Source organism: Streptomyces sp. NPDC060064, from assembly GCF_042736455.1.
Taxonomy (GTDB): domain Bacteria; phylum Actinomycetota; class Actinomycetes; order Streptomycetales; family Streptomycetaceae; genus Streptomyces.
The window spans coordinates 146,418-164,514 of the sequence record NZ_JBHWWF010000011.1; the positions used below are offsets into that span (position 1 = coordinate 146,418).

General features: G+C 70.1%; 11 protein-coding genes, 2 tRNA genes and 1 other RNA gene. 8 read left to right on the forward strand and 6 right to left on the reverse strand.

Annotation, left to right across the window (positions count from 1 at the left end):
• Nucleotides 1-5: 5 nt before the first annotated feature.
• Nucleotides 6-3,623 (reverse strand): ALF repeat-containing protein, encoded by a 3,618-nt coding sequence (locus tag ACFWDI_RS15790; protein WP_385304331.1) that lies wholly within the window; start codon nucleotides 3,621-3,623, stop codon nucleotides 6-8.
• 371 nt (nucleotides 3,624-3,994) lie between these two features.
• On the opposite strand from ACFWDI_RS15790, the gene ACFWDI_RS15795 reads away from it, so the two are divergent.
• Both ACFWDI_RS15795 and ACFWDI_RS15800 read left to right on the forward strand, forming a co-directional pair.
• Nucleotides 3,995-4,498: a hypothetical protein gene (locus ACFWDI_RS15795; RefSeq protein WP_385304333.1), complete on the forward strand. Its 504-nt coding sequence runs from the start codon at nucleotides 3,995-3,997 to the stop codon at nucleotides 4,496-4,498.
• Between the two features lie 163 nt (nucleotides 4,499-4,661).
• Nucleotides 4,662-6,176, forward strand: a complete 1,515-nt coding sequence (locus ACFWDI_RS15800; protein ID WP_385304335.1) for an FG-GAP-like repeat-containing protein — start codon at nucleotides 4,662-4,664, stop codon at nucleotides 6,174-6,176.
• Nucleotides 6,177-6,408: 232 nt separating this feature from the next.
• Here ACFWDI_RS15800 and ACFWDI_RS15805 read toward each other — a convergent pair whose 3' ends face one another.
• On the reverse strand, nucleotides 6,409-6,573 hold the full coding sequence (locus ACFWDI_RS15805) for a hypothetical protein (protein ID WP_385304337.1): 165 nt from the start codon (nucleotides 6,571-6,573) through the stop codon (nucleotides 6,409-6,411).
• A gap of 1,017 nt (nucleotides 6,574-7,590) precedes the next feature.
• Nucleotides 7,591-7,678 (reverse strand) — tRNA-Ser (locus tag ACFWDI_RS15810).
• A gap of 72 nt (nucleotides 7,679-7,750) precedes the next feature.
• Between ACFWDI_RS15810 and ffs the strand changes: the two genes are divergently transcribed.
• From ffs to ACFWDI_RS15840, 6 genes are all read left to right on the forward strand, one after another.
• An RNA gene (gene ffs, locus ACFWDI_RS15815) (signal recognition particle sRNA small type) lies at nucleotides 7,751-7,849 on the forward strand.
• A gap of 120 nt (nucleotides 7,850-7,969) precedes the next feature.
• Nucleotides 7,970-10,153, forward strand: coding sequence for a DNA polymerase III subunit gamma and tau (locus tag ACFWDI_RS15820; RefSeq protein WP_385304339.1), 2,184 nt, complete (start codon nucleotides 7,970-7,972; stop codon nucleotides 10,151-10,153).
• A 60-nt stretch (nucleotides 10,154-10,213) separates the two neighbouring features.
• Nucleotides 10,214-11,464 carry a phosphoribosylamine--glycine ligase gene (gene purD, locus ACFWDI_RS15825; RefSeq protein WP_385304341.1) on the forward strand — a complete coding sequence of 417 codons (1,251 nt, stop codon included), beginning with the start codon at nucleotides 10,214-10,216 and terminating at the stop codon, nucleotides 11,462-11,464.
• 211 nt (nucleotides 11,465-11,675) lie between these two features.
• Nucleotides 11,676-13,316, forward strand: a complete 1,641-nt coding sequence (locus ACFWDI_RS15830; protein ID WP_385304344.1) for a hypothetical protein — start codon at nucleotides 11,676-11,678, stop codon at nucleotides 13,314-13,316.
• Between the two features lie 282 nt (nucleotides 13,317-13,598).
• Nucleotides 13,599-15,059, forward strand: a complete 1,461-nt coding sequence (locus ACFWDI_RS15835; protein WP_385304346.1) for a N,N-dimethylformamidase beta subunit family domain-containing protein — start codon at nucleotides 13,599-13,601, stop codon at nucleotides 15,057-15,059.
• 107 nt (nucleotides 15,060-15,166) lie between these two features.
• Nucleotides 15,167-16,066: a phosphoribosylaminoimidazolesuccinocarboxamide synthase gene (locus tag ACFWDI_RS15840; RefSeq protein WP_385304348.1), complete on the forward strand. Its 900-nt coding sequence runs from the start codon at nucleotides 15,167-15,169 to the stop codon at nucleotides 16,064-16,066.
• A 74-nt stretch (nucleotides 16,067-16,140) separates the two neighbouring features.
• Here ACFWDI_RS15840 and ACFWDI_RS15845 read toward each other — a convergent pair.
• The 3 genes from ACFWDI_RS15845 to ACFWDI_RS15855 form a co-directional block, all read right to left on the reverse strand.
• Nucleotides 16,141-16,213 (reverse strand) — tRNA-Gly (locus ACFWDI_RS15845).
• Between the two features lie 22 nt (nucleotides 16,214-16,235).
• Nucleotides 16,236-16,844, reverse strand: coding sequence for a response regulator transcription factor (locus ACFWDI_RS15850; protein ID WP_328674668.1), 609 nt, complete (start codon nucleotides 16,842-16,844; stop codon nucleotides 16,236-16,238).
• Nucleotides 16,841-18,085 (reverse strand): sensor histidine kinase, encoded by a 1,245-nt coding sequence (locus tag ACFWDI_RS15855; protein WP_385304431.1) that lies wholly within the window; start codon nucleotides 18,083-18,085, stop codon nucleotides 16,841-16,843. Before ACFWDI_RS15855 ends, ACFWDI_RS15850 begins: the two co-directional genes overlap by 4 nt.
• Nucleotides 18,086-18,097 lie beyond the last annotated feature (12 nt).

Here is an 18,097-nt window from a genome sequence, read left to right on the forward strand (position 1 = left end):
TTACTCTATTTTTTCGCCAGATTGGCTGCGAATTTGAGAGCCTGTTCCATGTCTTGGATCAAATTCTCTGCGGCTGCACGGTCGCCCAGTCGAGCCATCGGGCTCTTCTTCAGCCACGTGTAAAGGAAGGATATCTCGTCCTTGGCCTTTTGGGCGTGGAAGGCATTACCTACCGGCTTCCCAGTGATGGCCTCGTACCTCACAGCAGCTGCCGTGCTGCCGCTACCAATTGATGCATTGGCACGATACAGCTTGTCCACACACTCCTTGAGTGCTTTGTCCACCACATATGGCTTGGCCATCTCCTCGCGGAGGGTCTGCTTGTAGAGCTCAAACTGCGTACGGCCGAAGGCCGGTCCGTTCAGACGCGGCTTGGCTCTGATGCCGACCTTCTTGCCGAGTTCTTTGAAGAGCTTGCCGATGGCCTTCCCGGCACCCGACTCGAGGTAGTACATCGCCGGGACGACCTGCTCCAGCTCCTTCATCAGGGCTGGGCCGCAGATATCGGCCTTCTTGTCGCTGACGAAGGGCCGGTTGTCGTCGTATCCGCAGTAGGCCGCCAGCAGTGACTTCGCGGGGTCGGGAGTCTCCATCAGCGACTCCCACAGGATGTTGCCCTCCCAGTCGCCCATCCAGTCATCGAAGTCCGCGGCTACCTTCTCGCAGGCCCCGAGCGTCATGCTCGACGGCATGGCCGTGCCGTTGAGGTAGCAGCCACCGTCGAACCAGAACAGCGTGACGCCGTTCTCGTACTCCTGGAGGCCATCGACCTCTCCCTCACCGGACTTGCCGGGAACGGCCGTGTCGGCCTTCGCGCGCCGGGCCTCGTCCTCCTCACGCTGCTTGCGCGCCGCGATGCTCAGGGCATCCTGAGCGGCCTTGGCCGCTGCCTGGGCGTCCTGGTTCGCCTTGAACGCGGCGTGGCGGGCGATCTCGGCTGAATCAGCGGCCATCGAGGCATACGTGCTGGCCTGCGCCGCCGACTTGGCGGCGGACCGCTCGGAGGCAGTGGCCTGGGCGGCCGACTGGTTCGCGCTGGCCGCGGCGCCCTTGGCCAGACGGGCGGACTCGGCAGCTTGCTGCGCCGAGGTGTCGGCCTTCTTCGCGGACGCCTTCGCGTCATCGGCGAAGCCGTCGGCTTCGCTGGCCGACTTCAGGGCGTCCTTGGCGTACTTGGTCGCGTCAGCCGCCGCGTCGCGGGCGCGGGCGGCCACCTCGGCTGCCTTCGCGCTGTCCGTGCCCGCCTGGGCGGCGACCCGTGCGGCCTCGGCGATCATCTTCTTGACCGATGCCTCGTGGGTTGCGGCCTCGTAGTCCAGCTTTGCCGCCTTGTGCTGGGCGACGGTGACGAATTCGCGGGCCATCCACGACGGTCCGGCCATGGCGATCTGCGCCGCGGCCTTGGTTTCCGGGCCGCCGCTGTTCATGATGCGCAGGGTTTCGACCCGGTCGTCGTCCCGCTGGGCTTTGGCGTGGCCGGTTCGTATGAACTCCAGCAGAGCATCGGCGGTGCCCGCGTCGATGGCGGCGCTCGCCGCCTTCCTCACGCCCGAGCCGCCGGAGTGGGACAGTTCCAGCACCCTTACGCGGTAGTCGTCGATCTGCACGTCGTGCTGTCCGCGCTCGAGGAAGCGCACCACATCGGTGTGAGAGCCTGCCAGAGCGGCGTCGGCAGACCGTTTCACGGACGCCGTGCCCGTGTCGGACAGGTGCGCCACGCGGGCGCGGTCGTCCTGCTCGGCGGCGATGGCCTGCGTGACGTTGAGCCAGGCCCGTACATCTTCATCGGTGCCCGACAGCGCGGTCTCAGCGGCCTTACGGGTCCATGGACCGCCGGTGGTCAGCAGCCGCACCGCGGCCGTACGCCCCTTGGCAAAGACGTCGGCGGACGTGGTCTCCTGCTTGCGGGCATCGGCGAGCAGTTGCCGGGTCTCAGTGTCGATACGGGTAGCTTCAGCCTGGTCCTTGGCGAAGGCCGCGTTGGCCTGCTCCTCCTGCTGCTTCACCTCCTCGGCGTCCAGGATCGCCTCAGCGGTCTCGTTCTCCAGATTCGCGTTCTCCGCAGCGCGCGCGGTTGCCTCCACGGTGCGCGCCTGGTCCACGGCGTCCTTGGCGGTCTTCGCTGCATTCAGCGCGGCATCGGCGTGGGCCGTGGACTTGTTCGCGAAGTTGACGGCCTTGCCGGCCTGGCTCACAGCCTCCATGGCCGCCTTGTAGGCAGCCTCTGCGTGGCCGGCGGCACTGTTGGCAAAGGCGTGCGCCTGCTGCGCAGCCTGGGCAGCCTGCCCGGCCAGCCGCTCTGCGGTGTTCGCGGCGCTGGTCGCGATAGCAGCGGCCTGGCGGGCCTTGGCGGCTGCGGCGGCGGCTCGACGAGCTTCCGCCTCCGCGACACCGGCATGGGCTCCTGCCTGTGCGGCCGCGTCTGCGGTTGCGGCGGCGTTCTCTCCGGCTGCCGCGGCAGCCTGGGCGGCCTTGACCGCCTCCTTGACGGCGTCCATCGAGGCGAGCGCCGCCTTCGCGGCAGTACGTGCCCCGGCAGCCGCCTCACGGGCCCGCTCCGCGGACTTGCGGGCGGCCTCGGCCTGGCCGGCGTCCTTGAGCGTGGCCGTAGCCAGATTGAAGGCGCGAGCCGCTGCCTCACCTGCGGCGGCCGCGGCGGCTGCGGCGGCCGAGGCAGCAGAGGCTGCGGTCCGAGCAGCCGAAGTGGCCGTGCTGGCAGCGCTGATGGCGGTGCGGGCAGCATTCGCCGCCCCCTCGGCGGCGCGGGCGGCTCGCCTTGCGGCGTTGGCTGCCTTTACCGAGTCGTTCTTCGCATCAGCCATCTCGTCGGCGGCGTGAGCCGCCTCCGCTTTGGCGATCTGGGAGGCGGCAACCGCCTGTGCCGAGGCCTTGGAGGCCGCATCGGTCTGCGCTTTGGCCACCACACCCGCTTTACGAGCCACCTCGGCAAGCTGGGCGACCGTCATAGTTTCCTGGTCGCGGGCTCTGGCCACGTGCTGGCCCGATTCCAGAAACTCCCGGATCTCGGCCGGGCCGCCGGTCAGGGCCTCCTGCGCGGCCTTCTTCAGCGTCGGGCCGCCAACGTTCATCAGCGTCAACAGTTCGAGGCGGTCGTCGTTCGCCCGGGCCTTGTACTGACCCTTGGTCAGAAACAGCTGGAGCGCCTGGGTGGTGCCGGTGGTCAGAGCCTCACTGCCGACCGAATTGACCGTGCTGCCCCCCGCGTGCAGAACCTCGAGCACGTCCTGCCGGAGGTCGTCCTGGTGCGGCTTCTGCCATCCCGACTTCAGATAGTTGGAGAGCTGCGCGGGCGAGTTCAGGACCTCGCTGATCCCCTTGCGGACTCCGGGTCCGCTGTGGCTGACCATGCGCAGTGCGCGGAGGCGGTCGTCCTCCTCGGCTGCGCGGCGCAGACCGTCATCGAGGAATGTGGCGATCTGCTGGTCCGACCCTGCGAGAGCCTGCTCGGCTGCGGCGCGAGTGCTCTCCCCGCCTGCACGCCAGGCCTCGATGACCCGGCCCCGGTCGGTGAGTTGGGCATCGGCGGGCTCGTCCGCGGCGAAGGCGACTGACGCCCCCAGAGCTTCGGAAGAGGCAATCAGGGCAAGTGCCAGAGAACCCACCGTAAGAAGACGGGCCGTGCGCCTGGCTCCCCCACCGGACCATCGCATTCCGTTTCGTTGTGACGTGGTCACTGAATTGTCAACTCCGCTTGTTTCGGTTCCCGATACCCCCATGCATCGGCAAACCGGCGGCATTGTGCTGTGCCGCGAGCCGGAGTGTATCCGCGACCAAGATTTTTGACGCACGGTGGGAGCGGTGTAAAGTCGCTTCGCTGCCCGAGGGTGATACTCGGTAAGCGGGGGAATGCAGAGTGGATTTTGACCACCTCTGTTTGGTGCTGGGGGAAGTGCACCGAAACCGCTGTTCCCTACAGTCAGACTTGGGCCGTTCGCTGCTTGTGCCTGTTGTCAGTTTCGAGGGGGGCTTCTTCGTGAAGCGCGTCACAATCTTGTCCGCTGTCGGTGTGCTCGCTGTCTCGACCATGGCCGCAGGTGTGGCCACTGCCGTCGGCGCTCCGTCGGATGCTCCCGCGGCCGCGTCCGCCGAGATTCCGTACGCAGTGGAGGACTTCGGCTACCCGCAAGCCGAGGAGATACTCAAGACCCAGAAAATCAAGCTCAAGAAGGGTAACGGGAACATCGTCCTTGTCGCGTGTGATTCCAAGGGCGGGCTTCTGGAGGTGTGGAGCAGTCAGGATGCCGGAAGTCGCTTCTGCTTCGAGGTCACTGGGCCCTCTGGCTATCTGACCCTGGAGCTCCCCAGCGTTTATGGCGTCAAGGGAATCGACCGTACGGTCTCGGTCGACATGAATGTTCCGGGAACGGCCACCGATGTCTCCTTCGACGTGACTAAGGGCCAGTGGACGCCGGTGGGCATCACCGCCGACCCGCAGAAGCGCGAGCACACTCTCGTGGAAATCCGAACCGGTGCTTGAAGTCCGGTAAGGAATCCGTCCGAAGCGGTATCCGGGGGAGTCACGGCACAGCGGCCCTCAAGCGGGTCGGCATCGGCCATTTCCACTGGCTGAGATTGCGTTAGCACCGGTTGACGATCCCTATTGCAGTCCCTCCCGCCCCACAGCAAGGATGATCTTTACGGTGTCCCGCATACACACCCGTCTCGCCGTACTCACAACTGTCGTAGCCGCTGCCGCCAGTTCGGCCGTCCTCACCGGTATACCCGCCACGGCCGCTTCCGGTCCGGCTGCCTCCGCCGACAGCCAGGCATCTGTGGCCCGTCTCCACATCGGTGAAGGCGACACCTCCCGTTCCTGCTCCGGTGCCCTGGTGGACCGCCAGTGGGTGCTGACCGCCGCGGCCTGCTTCGCGAATAACCCGGCCACCCCGACCCAGATCGCCGCGGGCAAGCCGGCCTTCAAGACCACCGCGAGTATCGGTCGAAGCTCCGTGACCGGGACCGGCGGGCACGTCGCCGAAGTCGCCGAACTTGTCCCTTCCCCCAGTGGCGACCTGGTCATGGCCCGCATGGCGACACCCGCGACCGGCATCACCTCCCTCACAGTGGCCGCCTCCCCGGCGGACGAGGGCGACACTCTGCAGGCGATCGGCTTCGGCCGCACCAAGACCGAATGGGTGCCCGGCGCGGCCCACTCCGCGGCGATGAAGGTCGGCGCAGCCTCCGGCACCGATGTCACCCTGACGGGTGTGACCGCAAACGACGTCCTGTGCAAGGGTGACACCGGAGCCCCGCTGCTGCGGGAGACCGAAGAAGGCGTCGAGCTGGTGGGTATCGCCACCCGCTCGCGGCAGGGCGGTTGCCTGGGCGAGACCGAGACCGAGACCCGCACCGACGCCATCGCCACCCGCACGGACGACATGGCCGACTGGATCGCCACCACCGCGGGACGGTCGTGGGCACTGCTGATGACAGCCGAGGACTTCAACAGCGACAAGAAGGCCGACCTGCTGACGATCGATGCGGCCGACGACTTCCTCTACGCCCAGCCCGGCGACGGCAAGGGCAAGTTCGGCAAGCCCGTCAAGGTCAGTCCGGGCAAGTGGACCGGCATGCGTCTGCTGGCCGCAACCGACTTCACCGGTGACGGCAAGGCCGACATCCTCGCTGCCAACACCAACGGCAACCTCTACCTTTACCCGGGCAACGGCAAGAACGGCGTCACCGGCTCTTCCGTCGTCGCAAGCGGCTGGGGCGACATACGCCTGCTCGCTGCGGCCGACTTCAACGGCGACAAGAAGGGCGACCTGCTCGCCATCCACACCAACGGCAACCTCTTCTTCTACCCGGGCAACGGCAAGAACTTCACCTCAGGCACCGCGTCCAGCACAGGCTGGACCAACATGCGCCTGCTCTCCGCCGGAGACTTCAACCGCGACGGCAAGTCAGACATCTACGCCGTCCACAACAGCGGAGACCTGTACCTGTCCTCCGGCAAGGGCAACGGCACCTTCAACACCGCCAGCAAGACCGGCGGCGGCTGGCAGAACATGCGACTGATCTCCGAAGCCGACTTCAATGGTGACCAGAAGAGCGACCTCATCGCCATCCACACCAACGGCAGCATCCACGCCTACCCCGGCAACGGCAACGGTGGCTTCAACACCCCCATCGTCACCCCGGCCCCGGCCACCTGATCCGCATGTGACCAACTGAATGCGGCGCCCGACCGCGGTGGAGCCGGAGTGGCCCTGGTCCTCATCCACGACGCTGACCATCGCGCGGGACCAGCCCAGCTCCACCGCGCGCTCGACCGGATCGTACTGGCGCAGGGTGGACTCCTTGTTGCGTTCGAGCTGGAGGAGGGTGGACTGGCGAACGTAGACGATCGCCGTTTTCTGCCGATGGGACGGGGGCACCTTGCTGTTGTCACTCATCGCTGGTCTCCGGGCGGTTGGCGGCGGTCATCTTGGCGACGAGGCGGGCGAACTGGGCCAGGGCCCCCTGTAGGTCCTGGGGCGGGAGCTGGTCGATCAGCTGGTTCGGCGGCGAGAGTAACTGATCGGGGAGCAGACTGAGTTGGACGGGCTGCACGGTGGTCCTCCTTGGACGAAAACTGCCGTGCAGCCTGCTCCGGGGCGCTGATCGTCCGCGCGAGAAGCGCGGAAACCACGACGCGGGCCACCAGCAGGTCCTCGGGCGCTGCGAGGACCTCGTATCCCGCAGGCTCGGTCCCCGTGCCGGGCTGGGCATCAGCCGCGTAGTCGGTCCAGGCCGCCGGGACCAGGACTTGCTGCCGTCGGGCAGGACGAGCAGGAGTTCCAGGCGCCCGCGACAGTGCATCTGCCCCAGGACCTCGAGGCTCTGGCGCTGCAGCGGGTGGTGCTCGCGGGTGACAAGGACGCAGGCCATCACACGTGCTGCCCGAACCCTCGCCGGCGTGGCTCACGCACTCGCGGATGTCCATGGATGGCCACTTGCGGGCGGACAGAATCTGAGCCGTGGGTCTCCCCCCTGTGAGGTTTCTGCCCTGCGGTGAGGGCAGAAACCGTAGTAATTGGCGACCTTCAGCCGCATCAGAGCCGTGGGCGTTCGGCTCTGCCCCAACCTCCAGGGTCACCGTCGTCGCCCCTGCACTCCTGGCGTGGCGGGCTGGTTGCGGCTCCCCCGTCCCACCTGGAAGGAGGGTGCTGCCCGTGACGCTTCCGCCCTGCGGGCCTGGGCGGCGCGTGCTCGGGCGCTGGGGGCTTGCCTCTGGGAGAGGCGCTGGATGCGCCAGGTGAGCGTCCGCGCAGCCGAGCGGGCGTCATCCAGTGCACGCTGTCGGGTGGCGTGCTCCAGGAGGCGTTGCGTGTCGTGGCCGGCGGCCTCGGCGTTGGTGAGGGCTGCGACCAGCGCTGGCCAGGCCGAATCTCCTGCTGGCCTGTTCCCCCTGTAATAGTCGCTACAAGCGAAACGAGCACCGAAATGACGGCCTTGTCGGATCTCCGCTGATCGACCTGACTCGCGAGGATCCGTTCGATCACCTGGCAAGCAAAACTGCAACCACGCACGACGAAGGGCCCCACCGCGAACGGTGGGGCCCTTCGACGTATTGCCCGGTGAGAGCAATGGCGGAGGATACGAGATTCGAACTCGTGAGGGGTTGCCCCCAACACGCTTTCCAAGCGTGCGCCCTAGGCCACTAGGCGAATCCTCCGCGGCAAACAATACAAGACGTTGAGGAGTGCTAGCGAACTCGTTCCCACCCCCTGCGATCAGGTACCCTGTGCGGAGCCCCTCACGTGGCGCTATCTGACTGAAATCCCCCAGGGCCGGAAGGCAGCAAGGGTAGGTTGGCTCTGGCGGGTGCGTGGGGGGCGCTTGCGTTTGCGGGCGCTGCCTGCCCGACGGTCCGCCTCCCGGTCCGCGACGCGGATGCGGATGCGGGCCGGTCCCCAGCGCCGTCGGGCGGCGCCGCTTGTCAGTGGGCCCCGATAACCTCGTAGGCGTGTCGTCCCTTGCGCTGTACCGCCGCTATCGCCCCGAGTCGTTCGCCGAGGTCATCGGGCAGGAGCATGTCACTGACCCGCTGCAGCAGGCCCTGCGGAACAACCGGGTCAATCACGCGTACCTGTTCAGCGGGCCGCGCGGATGCGGAAAGACGACCAGTGCGCGCATCCTCGCCCGCTGTCTGAACTGCGCGCAGGGCCCCACGCCGACGCCGTGCGGCGAGTGCCAGTCCTGCCAGGACCTCGCCAGGAACGGGCCGGGGTCGATCGATGTCATCGAGATCGACGCCGCGTCGCACGGTGGTGTCGACGATGCGCGTGATCTTCGGGAGAAGGCCTTCTTCGGGCCGGCGAGCAGCCGGTACAAGATCTACATCATTGACGAGGCGCACATGGTCACCCCGCAGGGCTTCAACGCTCTGCTGAAGGTGGTCGAGGAGCCGCCGGAGCACCTCAAGTTCATCTTCGCGACCACCGAACCCGAGAAGGTCATCGGGACGATCCGGTCGCGTACGCACCACTATCCGTTCCGGCTGGTGCCTCCGGGGACGCTGCGCGAGTACCTCGGCGAGGTGTGCGGCAAGGAGAACATCCCGGTGGCGGACGGCGTGCTGCCGCTCGTCGTGCGGGCCGGCGGCGGGTCCGTGCGTGACTCGATGTCCGTGATGGACCAGCTGCTGGCGGGCGCGACCGAGGAAGGTGTGACGTATGCCATGGCCACCTCCCTTCTCGGGTACACGGACGGGTCGTTGCTCGACTCGATCGTGGATGCCTTTGCGGCGGGTGACGGGGCCGCGGCCTTCGAGGTCGTGGACCGGGTCATCGAGGGCGGCAACGACCCGCGGCGCTTTGTCGCCGATCTGCTGGAGCGGCTGCGGGACCTGGTGATCCTGGCCGCCGTGCCGGACGCGGGGGACAAGGGCCTGATCGACGCACCGGCCGACGTGGTCGAGCGTATGCAGGCGCAGGCGTCCGTCTTCGGTGCGGCCGAGCTGAGCCGTGCCGCCGATCTGGTCAACACCGGGCTCACGGAGATGCGCGGCGCCACCTCGCCGCGGCTGCAGCTCGAGCTGATCTGTGCGCGGGTGCTGCTGCCCGCAGCCTTCGACGACGAGCGGTCGATGCAGGCGCGGCTGGACCGGCTGGAGCGGGGTGCGACGTTCTCGACCGGGGGCTCCGGGCCCGCGATGGGGTACGTGCCGGGGCCGGAGGCGCAGGCGCACGCTCCCGTACCGCCGGTCCCGCAGGGGGGCGGGCCCGCCGCGGCCCGGGCGGCGGCTCGGGGCGGAGGTGCGCCCGCGCCCGTTCCTGTTCCCGCCGCGCCCACTACGGCACCCGCACCTGCTCCCGAGGCGGTGGCTCCCCCGGCGGAGCAGCCACAGCCGGCCGACTCGCGCCCGGGGGCCTGGCCCGCCGCGGCCGCGGCGGAGCCGGGGCGGCGTCCCGGTGGCTGGCCCACGGCATCGGCCCCGGGACAGGGCGGCCAGCCCGCGGTGCCCACGCCCGCGGCCCCTGCCCCCGCGTCGGCCGCGTCCGCCCCCGCCGCGCCGAGCGCCGGCATGGTGCAGGGCGCCGTACAGGTGCGGAACATGTGGCCGGACATCCTGGAGGCCGTGAAGAACCGCCGCCGCTTCACCTGGATCCTGCTCAGTCAGAACGCCCAGGTCGCAGGCTTCGACGGCACCACCCTCCAGCTCGGCTTCATCAACGCCGGCGCTCGGGACAACTTCGCGAGCAGTGGCAGCGAGGAGGTGCTGAAGCAGGCGCTCTCCGAGCAGTTCAATGTGCAGTGGAAGGTCGAGGCGATCATCGATCCCTCGGGCGGTGCGGGCGGCACAGGTGGCGCAGGCGGTCCCGGCGGCGGTGCCCAGCCCCCGTCCGGCGGCGGCGGCTTCGGTGGCGGATTCGGCGGCGGTCGTGCCCCGGCGGCTCCGGCCCCGCAGCCCCCCGCAGCCCCCGCGCCCCGCCCCGCCCCGGCGGCTCCCCACTCCGGATCAGGCCCGCAGACCTCCGCGCCGGAGCCGCCGCGCGCGGCCCCGGTGCACACCCCGCCCCCGGTCGCTCCCGAGGACGACGTACCGGAAGAGGACGATCCCGACCTCGTCGACTCCGCGCTCTCCGGCCACGACCTGATCGTGCGCGAGCTCGGTGCCACGGTCGTGGAGGAATATACGAACGAGTAGCGGGCGGGTCCTCGGAGGCCCGTACAGGACCAGCCGCCCCCGGCGGTTAGGCTGGCTGCCGTGAAGGTCCTCGTCATCGGCGGCGGCGCCCGCGAACACGCCCTGTGCCGCTCTCTCTCCCTCGACCCCGACGTCACCGCTCTGCACTGCGCGCCCGGAAACGCCGGCATCGGCGAGGTCGCCGAGCTGCACCCGGTCGACGCGCTGGACGGCGCGGCCGTGGCGCGGCTCGCCACCGAGCTGGCGGCCGAGCTCGTCGTCGTCGGCCCCGAGGCGCCGCTCGTCGCCGGGGTCGCCGACGCCGTACGGTCCGCGGGCATCCCGTGCTTCGGCCCCTCCCGGGAGGCCGCCGAGCTGGAGGGCTCCAAGGCCTTCGCCAAGGACGTGATGGCGGCGGCCGGAGTGCCCACGGCCCGCAGCTATCTCTGTACGACTCCCGAGGAGATCGACCAGGCCCTGGACGCCTTCGGCGCTCCGTACGTCGTCAAGGACGACGGTCTGGCCGCCGGCAAGGGCGTCGTCGTCACCGACGACCTCGCCGCAGCCCGAGAACACGCGCTGGCCTGCGACCGCGTCGTCATCGAGGAGTTCCTCGACGGCCCCGAGGTCTCCCTCTTCGCCATCACCGACGGCCAGACCGTCGTCCCGTTGACGCCCGCCCAGGACTTCAAGCGCGCCCTCGACGGCGACGAAGGCCCCAACACCGGCGGCATGGGTGCGTACTCCCCGCTCCCGTGGGCCGACCCCAAGCTGGTCGACGAGGTCATGGCCACCGTCCTCCAGCCGACCGTCGACGAGCTGCGCCGCCGTGGCACGCCCTTCTCCGGGCTGCTGTACGCGGGCCTCGCGATCACCTCGCGCGGCGTGCGGGTCATCGAGTTCAACGCCCGTTTCGGCGACCCGGAGACCCAGGTGGTCCTGGCCCGCCTCGCGACGCCGCTCGCGAGCGTCCTGCTCAACGCGGCCCAGGGCACCCTCGACCTCGAGCCGCCGCTGCGGTGGCGCGACGACGCGGCCGTGACCGTGGTCGTCGCCTCCCACAACTACCCGGACACCCCGCGCACCGGCGACCCGATCGAGGGCCTGGACGAGGTCGCGGCCGAGGATGCCCCCCATGCGTACGTCCTGCACGCCGGGACCAGGCACGAAGGCGACGCGGTCGTGAGTGCCGGTGGCCGCGTACTTTCGGTAACCGCGACCGGCAAGGACCTGGCGCAGGCCCGCGAACGCGCGTACAAGGCGGTGGCCCGGATCCGCCTGGACGGTTCGCAGCACCGCACGGACATCGCACGCAAAGCCGCCGGGGAGTGAACCTCTAGGGCCCGGAGCCCGTCATCACCTTTGCCCAAAGCCATTCCATCGAGTGACGGGTGACCCATCCGGATGACGCCCGCCGAAGCCCCAACTAGGGTGCGGCGCAGGCATTCCGGCACTTGGCCCACCGGCATTGCGATGTCAGTGGTGGGTGCCACAGTGGGGGAGTGAGCAGCACCGTCGCAGGGCAGAGGGGGTGAGTCCGGCCGTGTCGGGTTCCGGTATCGGTGAGTCCATGGGCGCGCAGGCCGCGCGGTCCCGGGCTCTCGCCGTGCTGCGTATACGTAGCCGGGCGCTGGCCGTGGCGCTGCTGCCCGCGGCCGTTGCCGTCGTGCTGCTGGCAGGCGGTACCACGGACCATATGGACGGCGGTAGTTGGAACGCGGCGCGCTGGGGTGTGACGTTCTGCGCGGTGATCGTGCTGCTGGTCGCCGCGGCGGTCGCGACCGTGATCGTTCGGGCCAGTCCGGCACTCAGCCCGACCGTGGAGCTCTCGGAGCGGGCCGCCCCTGATCTGTACCGGCTGGTGCGGGACGTGGCAGAGCGCCTCGAGGTGCCCGCGCCGTCCGCGCTCGCGCTCACACCCGACTGCGACAGCTGGCTCGAGGACCGTACGCACCCGGCCCATGCGATCCGGGGGATTCAGGGCGGGCGCAGACGCCGGACGGCCGAGGCGCCCGTGCTGGTGATCGGCTCGCCGTTCCTGTGGTGGATGCGGGTCGCGGAGCTGCGGGCGGTGCTGGCGCCGGTCGTGGCCGGCACCGCGCCCTCCGCACACCCGGACATAGCCGCGGCCCGCCGTTTCGTACGGGGACTGGACGCGGCGGTCGCGGTTGCCGCGAGCCCCGGCCGGAGAGCGATACCCAGGCTCGCGCTCGGCTTTGTCGGCCGGATCGCCCGGCTGCTGCTGCGCAGCTGCCAGCTGCATGTCGGTGAGATGGAGCGCGGGGTCGCGGCCGATGCCTCCGAGCGTGCACAGGCTGTGGACTACGGTCTGCGGATCGTCGCCCAGGAGCAGGTCGGCCTCGCCTACGCAGGGTGGGACCGGCTGCTGACCCGGGTCGCGCTGCCCGCCTGGCGTATGGGCCGCTGGCCCTCCCGTCTGGACGCGGGCGTCGTCTCGGCCCTCACCGAGCTCTCCCGTCGCGACCGCCTGGCCGAGGGCTTCGCATCCAGGCTGGGCGAGCGCCCCGCCTGCGACCTGCTCGAGGAGCCGGGCGCGGTCGACGAGGCGGCTTCGCTGCTGGCGGCCCGCCTCTTCCACGGTGGCCCGGCCGAGGCAGGCCCCGACTGGTCCCCGGTGGACTGGCAGCAGTATCCGGAAGAGGTCGTCGACCGGAAGTGGCGTACGGAGGCGGCCCGGCTCCACCGGGTGCTCGACGGCCTGGGCGTGCCTCCGTCGACCGGCCCCGACGGCCCGACGCTCGCGCGGGTGATGAACCACCTGTCGGCGCGGGGCACCGCCATCGGCGACACCCTGGCGGCGGGGATCAGCGCGGAGGTCGCCCGCGAGGAGGAGGCGCCGCCGCTCCCGCAGGGCCCGGCAGACCCCGTCAACGGCTGGGGTGCGGACCCGCTGCCCCTGTTCCCGCTGCAGCCGCCGCGTACCGGCCGCGAGCTGCTCGCCGACCATGTCACGGCCATGGTCTGCTGCGCCGCGGTCGACACCGCGGGCGCCGTCCCCGGCCTCGACTGGCTCGACGGCCCGGCCCTTCTGATCAACGGCGAACGCCGCGCGGACCTGGGCAGCCGCGTCCTGAGCCTGATCGAGGACGGCGACGCGGCCCCACTGCGCGGCTGGCTGACCACGCTGGGCATCCGCCCTGAGAAGCCGGTCCGCCTGGTGTAGGCGCGCATCTGCCCACTCACCGGTCCCCGGGAGCCGGTCGAGTCACGCTCCGAAACCGGTCGAGCCACGCTTCCGAAACCGGTCGAGCCACGCTTCCGAAACCGGTCGAGCCACGCTTCCGAAACCGGTCGATCACGGTCCCGCACGACGGAACGGCGCGTTCCGTTCACGCCAATTCGCGACGAACGGTGACGGAGTGCGTGCGTTATGTGATGTGCTGGAGACCGGCGCTGAACAATCGGCGCATCACAGTGGTCCCGGGGCATCGAGGGAGGGCGCGGCATGGGGGCGGAGCAGATCCGGCGATGGGAATCGGGCGCCCTGGCCCACGCGGTCACGGATCCCTTCGGGCAGGGCCCGCTCCCGTGGCTGCGCGGCAGCGAGCACTACTTCGACGACACCGGCCAGGTCGTCCCCTGGTACGCCGACCCCACCCTTGCCAGAGGCCGCTCCGGCGGGCCCCGTTCCGCCGACGACGTACGCCGCCAGATCAAGGGCTTCGCGTCCACCGGCGCGGCCGCACCCGGTGAGTCGATCGACTTCCACATCACCGTGGATCCGCCCCAGCAGTTCTCCGTCGACATCTACCGCATCGGGCACTACGCGGGCGACGGCGCCGCCAAGATCACCACCAGCCCGCGTCTCTCCGGGATCGTCCAGCCGCCCCCGCTCGCCGCCGACCGCACGGTCTCCTGCCACCACTGGTGGCTCTCCTGGCGGTTGCAGATCCCCTCCTACTGGTCGATCGGTGCCTACGTCGCCGTCCTCACCACCGGCGACGGCTACCGCTCCCACATTCCCTTCACGGTCCGCGACGACCGCCCCGCCGACCTCCTCCTGCTCCTCCCGGACATCACCTGGCAGGCGTACAACCTCTATCCGGAGGACGGCCGTACCGGCGCCAGCCTCTACCACGCCTGGGACGAGACGGGCCGGCTCCTCGGCGAGGAGGACGCCGCCATCACGGTCTCCTTCGACCGTCCGTACGCAGGCGCCGGCCTCCCCCTCCACGTGGGTCACGCCTACGACTTCATCCGCTGGGCCGAGCGCTACGGCTACGACCTCGCCTACGCCGACACCCGCGACCTCCACGCCGGCCGGGTCGACCCCTCCCGCTACCGAGGACTGGTCTTCCCCGGCCACGACGAGTACTGGTCGGCGCCCATGCGCCGCACCGTCGAGCTCGCCCGCGACCAAGGCACCTCGCTCGTCTTCCTCTCCGCCAACACCATGTACTGGCAGGTCGAGCTCGGGCCCGCGCCTTCCGGCGTACCCGACCGTCTCCTGACCTGCCGCAAGCGCCGCTGCCCCGGCAAGCCCGCACTCTGGCGCGAGATCGACCGGGCCGAGCAGCAGCTGCTGGGCATCCAGTACGCGGGACGGGTCCCCGAGCCGTATCCCTTGGTCGTACGGAACGCGGACCACTGGCTCTGGGAGGCGACCGGCGCCGGCGAGGGCGACGAGCTCGCCGGACTGGTCGCGGGCGAGGCCGACCGCTACTTCCCGCGCACCGCGCTCCCCGAGCACCAGGGCCGGATCCTGCTCGCCCACTCCCCGTACCGGGACAGCGAGGACGCCACCCGCCACCAGGAGACGTCCCTCTACCGGGCCCCTTCCGGCGCCCTGGTCTTCGCGTCCGGCACCTTCGCCTGGTCCCCGGCGCTGGACCGGCCCGGCCATGTCGACACCCGCGTCCAGCGGGCGACCGCCAATCTGCTCGACCGCATCTGCAAACGCGACTAGAGACGCCGAGGGGCCCCTGGCCGGGCCCGCGCTTCCCGCGTACGGGACAATCGGACGCGTTGGTGCCCCTTCGGGGCGCCCCTCTTGTTCCACCACGGGGAGGAACCGTGTCCGGATTCGTCGAAAAGCCCGAGCCGCTTCAGGTGCCGGGCCTGGTACATCTGCACACCGGCAAGGTGCGCGATCTGTATCAGAACGAGGCGGGCGACCTCGTGATGGTCGCCAGCGACCGCATGTCCGCGTACGACTGGGTGCTGCCCACCGAGATCCCCGACAAGGGACGGGTGCTCACCCAGCTCTCGCTCTGGTGGTTCGAGCGTCTCGAGAGCCTCGTACCGAACCACGTCATCTCCACCGAGCTGCCCGCCGGTGCCCCTGCCGACTGGGCCGGCCGCACCCTTGTCTGCAAGTCCCTGCGGATGGTCCCGGTCGAGTGTGTCGCCCGCGGCTATCTCACCGGATCGGGTCTCGTCGAGTACAACGAGTCCCGCACGGTCTGCGGTCTCGCGCTGCCCGAGGGGCTCTCCGACGGCTCCGAGCTCCCGGCCCCGATCTTCACGCCCGCCACCAAGGCGGCCGTCGGTGACCACGACGAGAACGTCAGCTACGAGGAAGTCGCCCGCCAGGTCGGCGCGGACACCGCTGCCCAGCTGCGCCGGACGACCCTCGCTGTCTACAGCCGGGCCCGTGACATCGCCCGCGAGCGCGGCATCATCCTCGCGGACACCAAGTTCGAGTTCGGCTTCGAGGGCGACGAGCTCGTCATCGCCGACGAGGTGCTGACCCCGGACTCCTCGCGCTTCTGGCCGGCCGCCACCTGGGAGCCGGGCCGCGCCCAGCCGTCGTACGACAAGCAGTACGTCCGCGACTGGCTGACGTCGCCCGCCTCCGGCTGGGACAGGAAGAGCGAGCAGCCGCCCCCGGCCCTCCCGCAGGAGATCGTCGACGCGACCCGCGGCAAGTACATCGAGGCGTACGAGCTGCTGACCGGCATGAGCTGGTCGTAGACACGGCCGGGAGACACGACCGACAGACAGACACGAAGAAGGCCCCGGTCGAAAGGACCGGGGCCTTCAAGCTGAGCGGACGACCAGGTTCGAACTGGCGACCTCAACCTTGGCAAGGTTGCGCTCTACCAACTGAGCTACGTCCGCATGCGCCGTAGCGCGGAGCCCACTATACCCAACCTCGCTCCCGTGCGAGACGCACTGCCGTGTGCCGGTTTTCGGCACCCAGCTTGGAGGCGGCCGACGAGAGGTAGTTCCGCACGGTCCCCTGCGACAGCGAGGCCCGTTCGGCGATCTCCGCGACGGGTGCCCCGTCCGCCGCCAGCTCCAGCACCTCCGCCTCCCTGCCGGTCAGCGGCGAGTCCCCCGCCGAGATCGCGTCGGCCGCCAACTCCGGGTCCACATAGCGGTTTCCGGCGTGCACCGTACGGATGATCTCCGCCAGCCGCTGGGCGCTCACGGTCTTGGGGACAAACCCCCGCACACCCGCAGCCAGCGCCCTTTTGAGGTGGCCGGGCCGCCCATGACCGGTCACGATCATCGTCCGGCACTCGGGCAGTTCGGACCGCAGGGATGTGGCCACACTCACACCGTCCGGCCCCGGCATCTGGAGATCGAGGACCGCGACATCGGGCCGGTGCGCCCGAGCCATGGCCAGGGCCTCGCCGCCCGTGGCCGCCTCGGCGACCACCACGAGATCGTCTTCGAGCGAGAGCAGGGCGGCCAGGGCGCCCCTGATCAGATGCTCGTCGTCGGCGAGCAGTACGCGTACGGTCACACCGCCTCCTTCACGTCATCCCCGACCAGGTCGTCCCCGTCGTTTCTGCCGTCATCGAGGGGAACGCGGGCCGTCAGACGGAAGCGTCCGCCCCGACACGGGCCGGCCTCCAGCGTGCCGACCACCGCGGACAGCCGCTCCCGCAGGCCCGCGAGCCCTGAGCCCGGGGCGTCGCCCGGCGCCGCCTCGGTCACCCCGTCGTTCTCGACGACCAGGACGACGGTGTCGTCCTCGGTGCGCACCGAGATCGTGCAGCGCTGAGCGTCCCCGTGCCGCAGCACGTTCGTCGTGGCCTCCCGGACCACCCAGCCCAGCGCCGACTGGACATCGCCGGGCAGTTCCGCCTCCCCCCACGCGACGGTGCAGACGATCCCGGCCGCCGCCAACACGCCCCGCGCGCCCTCCACTTCCACCCGCAGGTCTGCCTCGCGGTAGCCACGCACCACGTCCCGTACCTCTCGGTGCGACTCCTGGGCGATGCGCTGGACCGCTGTCATCTGGTCGACAGCCTCAGGCCGCGCGCGCCGGGCGAGCTGCACCGCCAGCTCGCTCTTGAGCGCGATGACGGCGAGGTTCCGGCCCAGTACGTCGTGCAGATCGCGGCCGAAGCGCAGCCGTTCCTCGGCGACGGCGAGCCGCGCCTGTACGTCGCGCGCCTCGCGCAGCTCCCACATCACCGCCAGTACCCACATGGACACCCGGGCCGTGAACGCCATCCAGCCGGTCACGAAGCCGGTCGTCACGACGGCGAACAGCGCCTCAGCGGCGGTCCGGCCGGTCAGCGCAACCAGCCCGCCCACCACGGCCAGCACCGCGAGTTGGATCAGGGCCGTGGTCCGGTTGCGTACGAGCAGACAGTGGACGGTCAGGAACGGCGCCAGCCCCGCCGCCAGCATGGTCGGCAGCAGCCCTGTCAGATCGACCGTCGCCGCCAGCGCCACCACGGCGGCCGTCGTCGCGGCCGTCACCGCCGCCGCCCGCGAGAGAAGGCTCCGGGGCACCTGCCCCTGCCCGAGATAGGCATCCATCGCGTGCCGGGCCAGCCGTCCGCAGAGCACCCCCTCCGCGACGGCGAGCAGCGAGGCGCTCAAGACCAGCATCAGCTGCCCGTCCTCGTGGACCGGCCGGGCCTGCAGCAGCAAGGTCAGCCCGAGGACCCCCGCCCACGGGATCAGATAGACCGTGCCGCGCGTATACAGGTCCACCTTTGCCAGTCCGCTGCGGCCGCTCCAGCCCTTCACTCGCACAGAAAC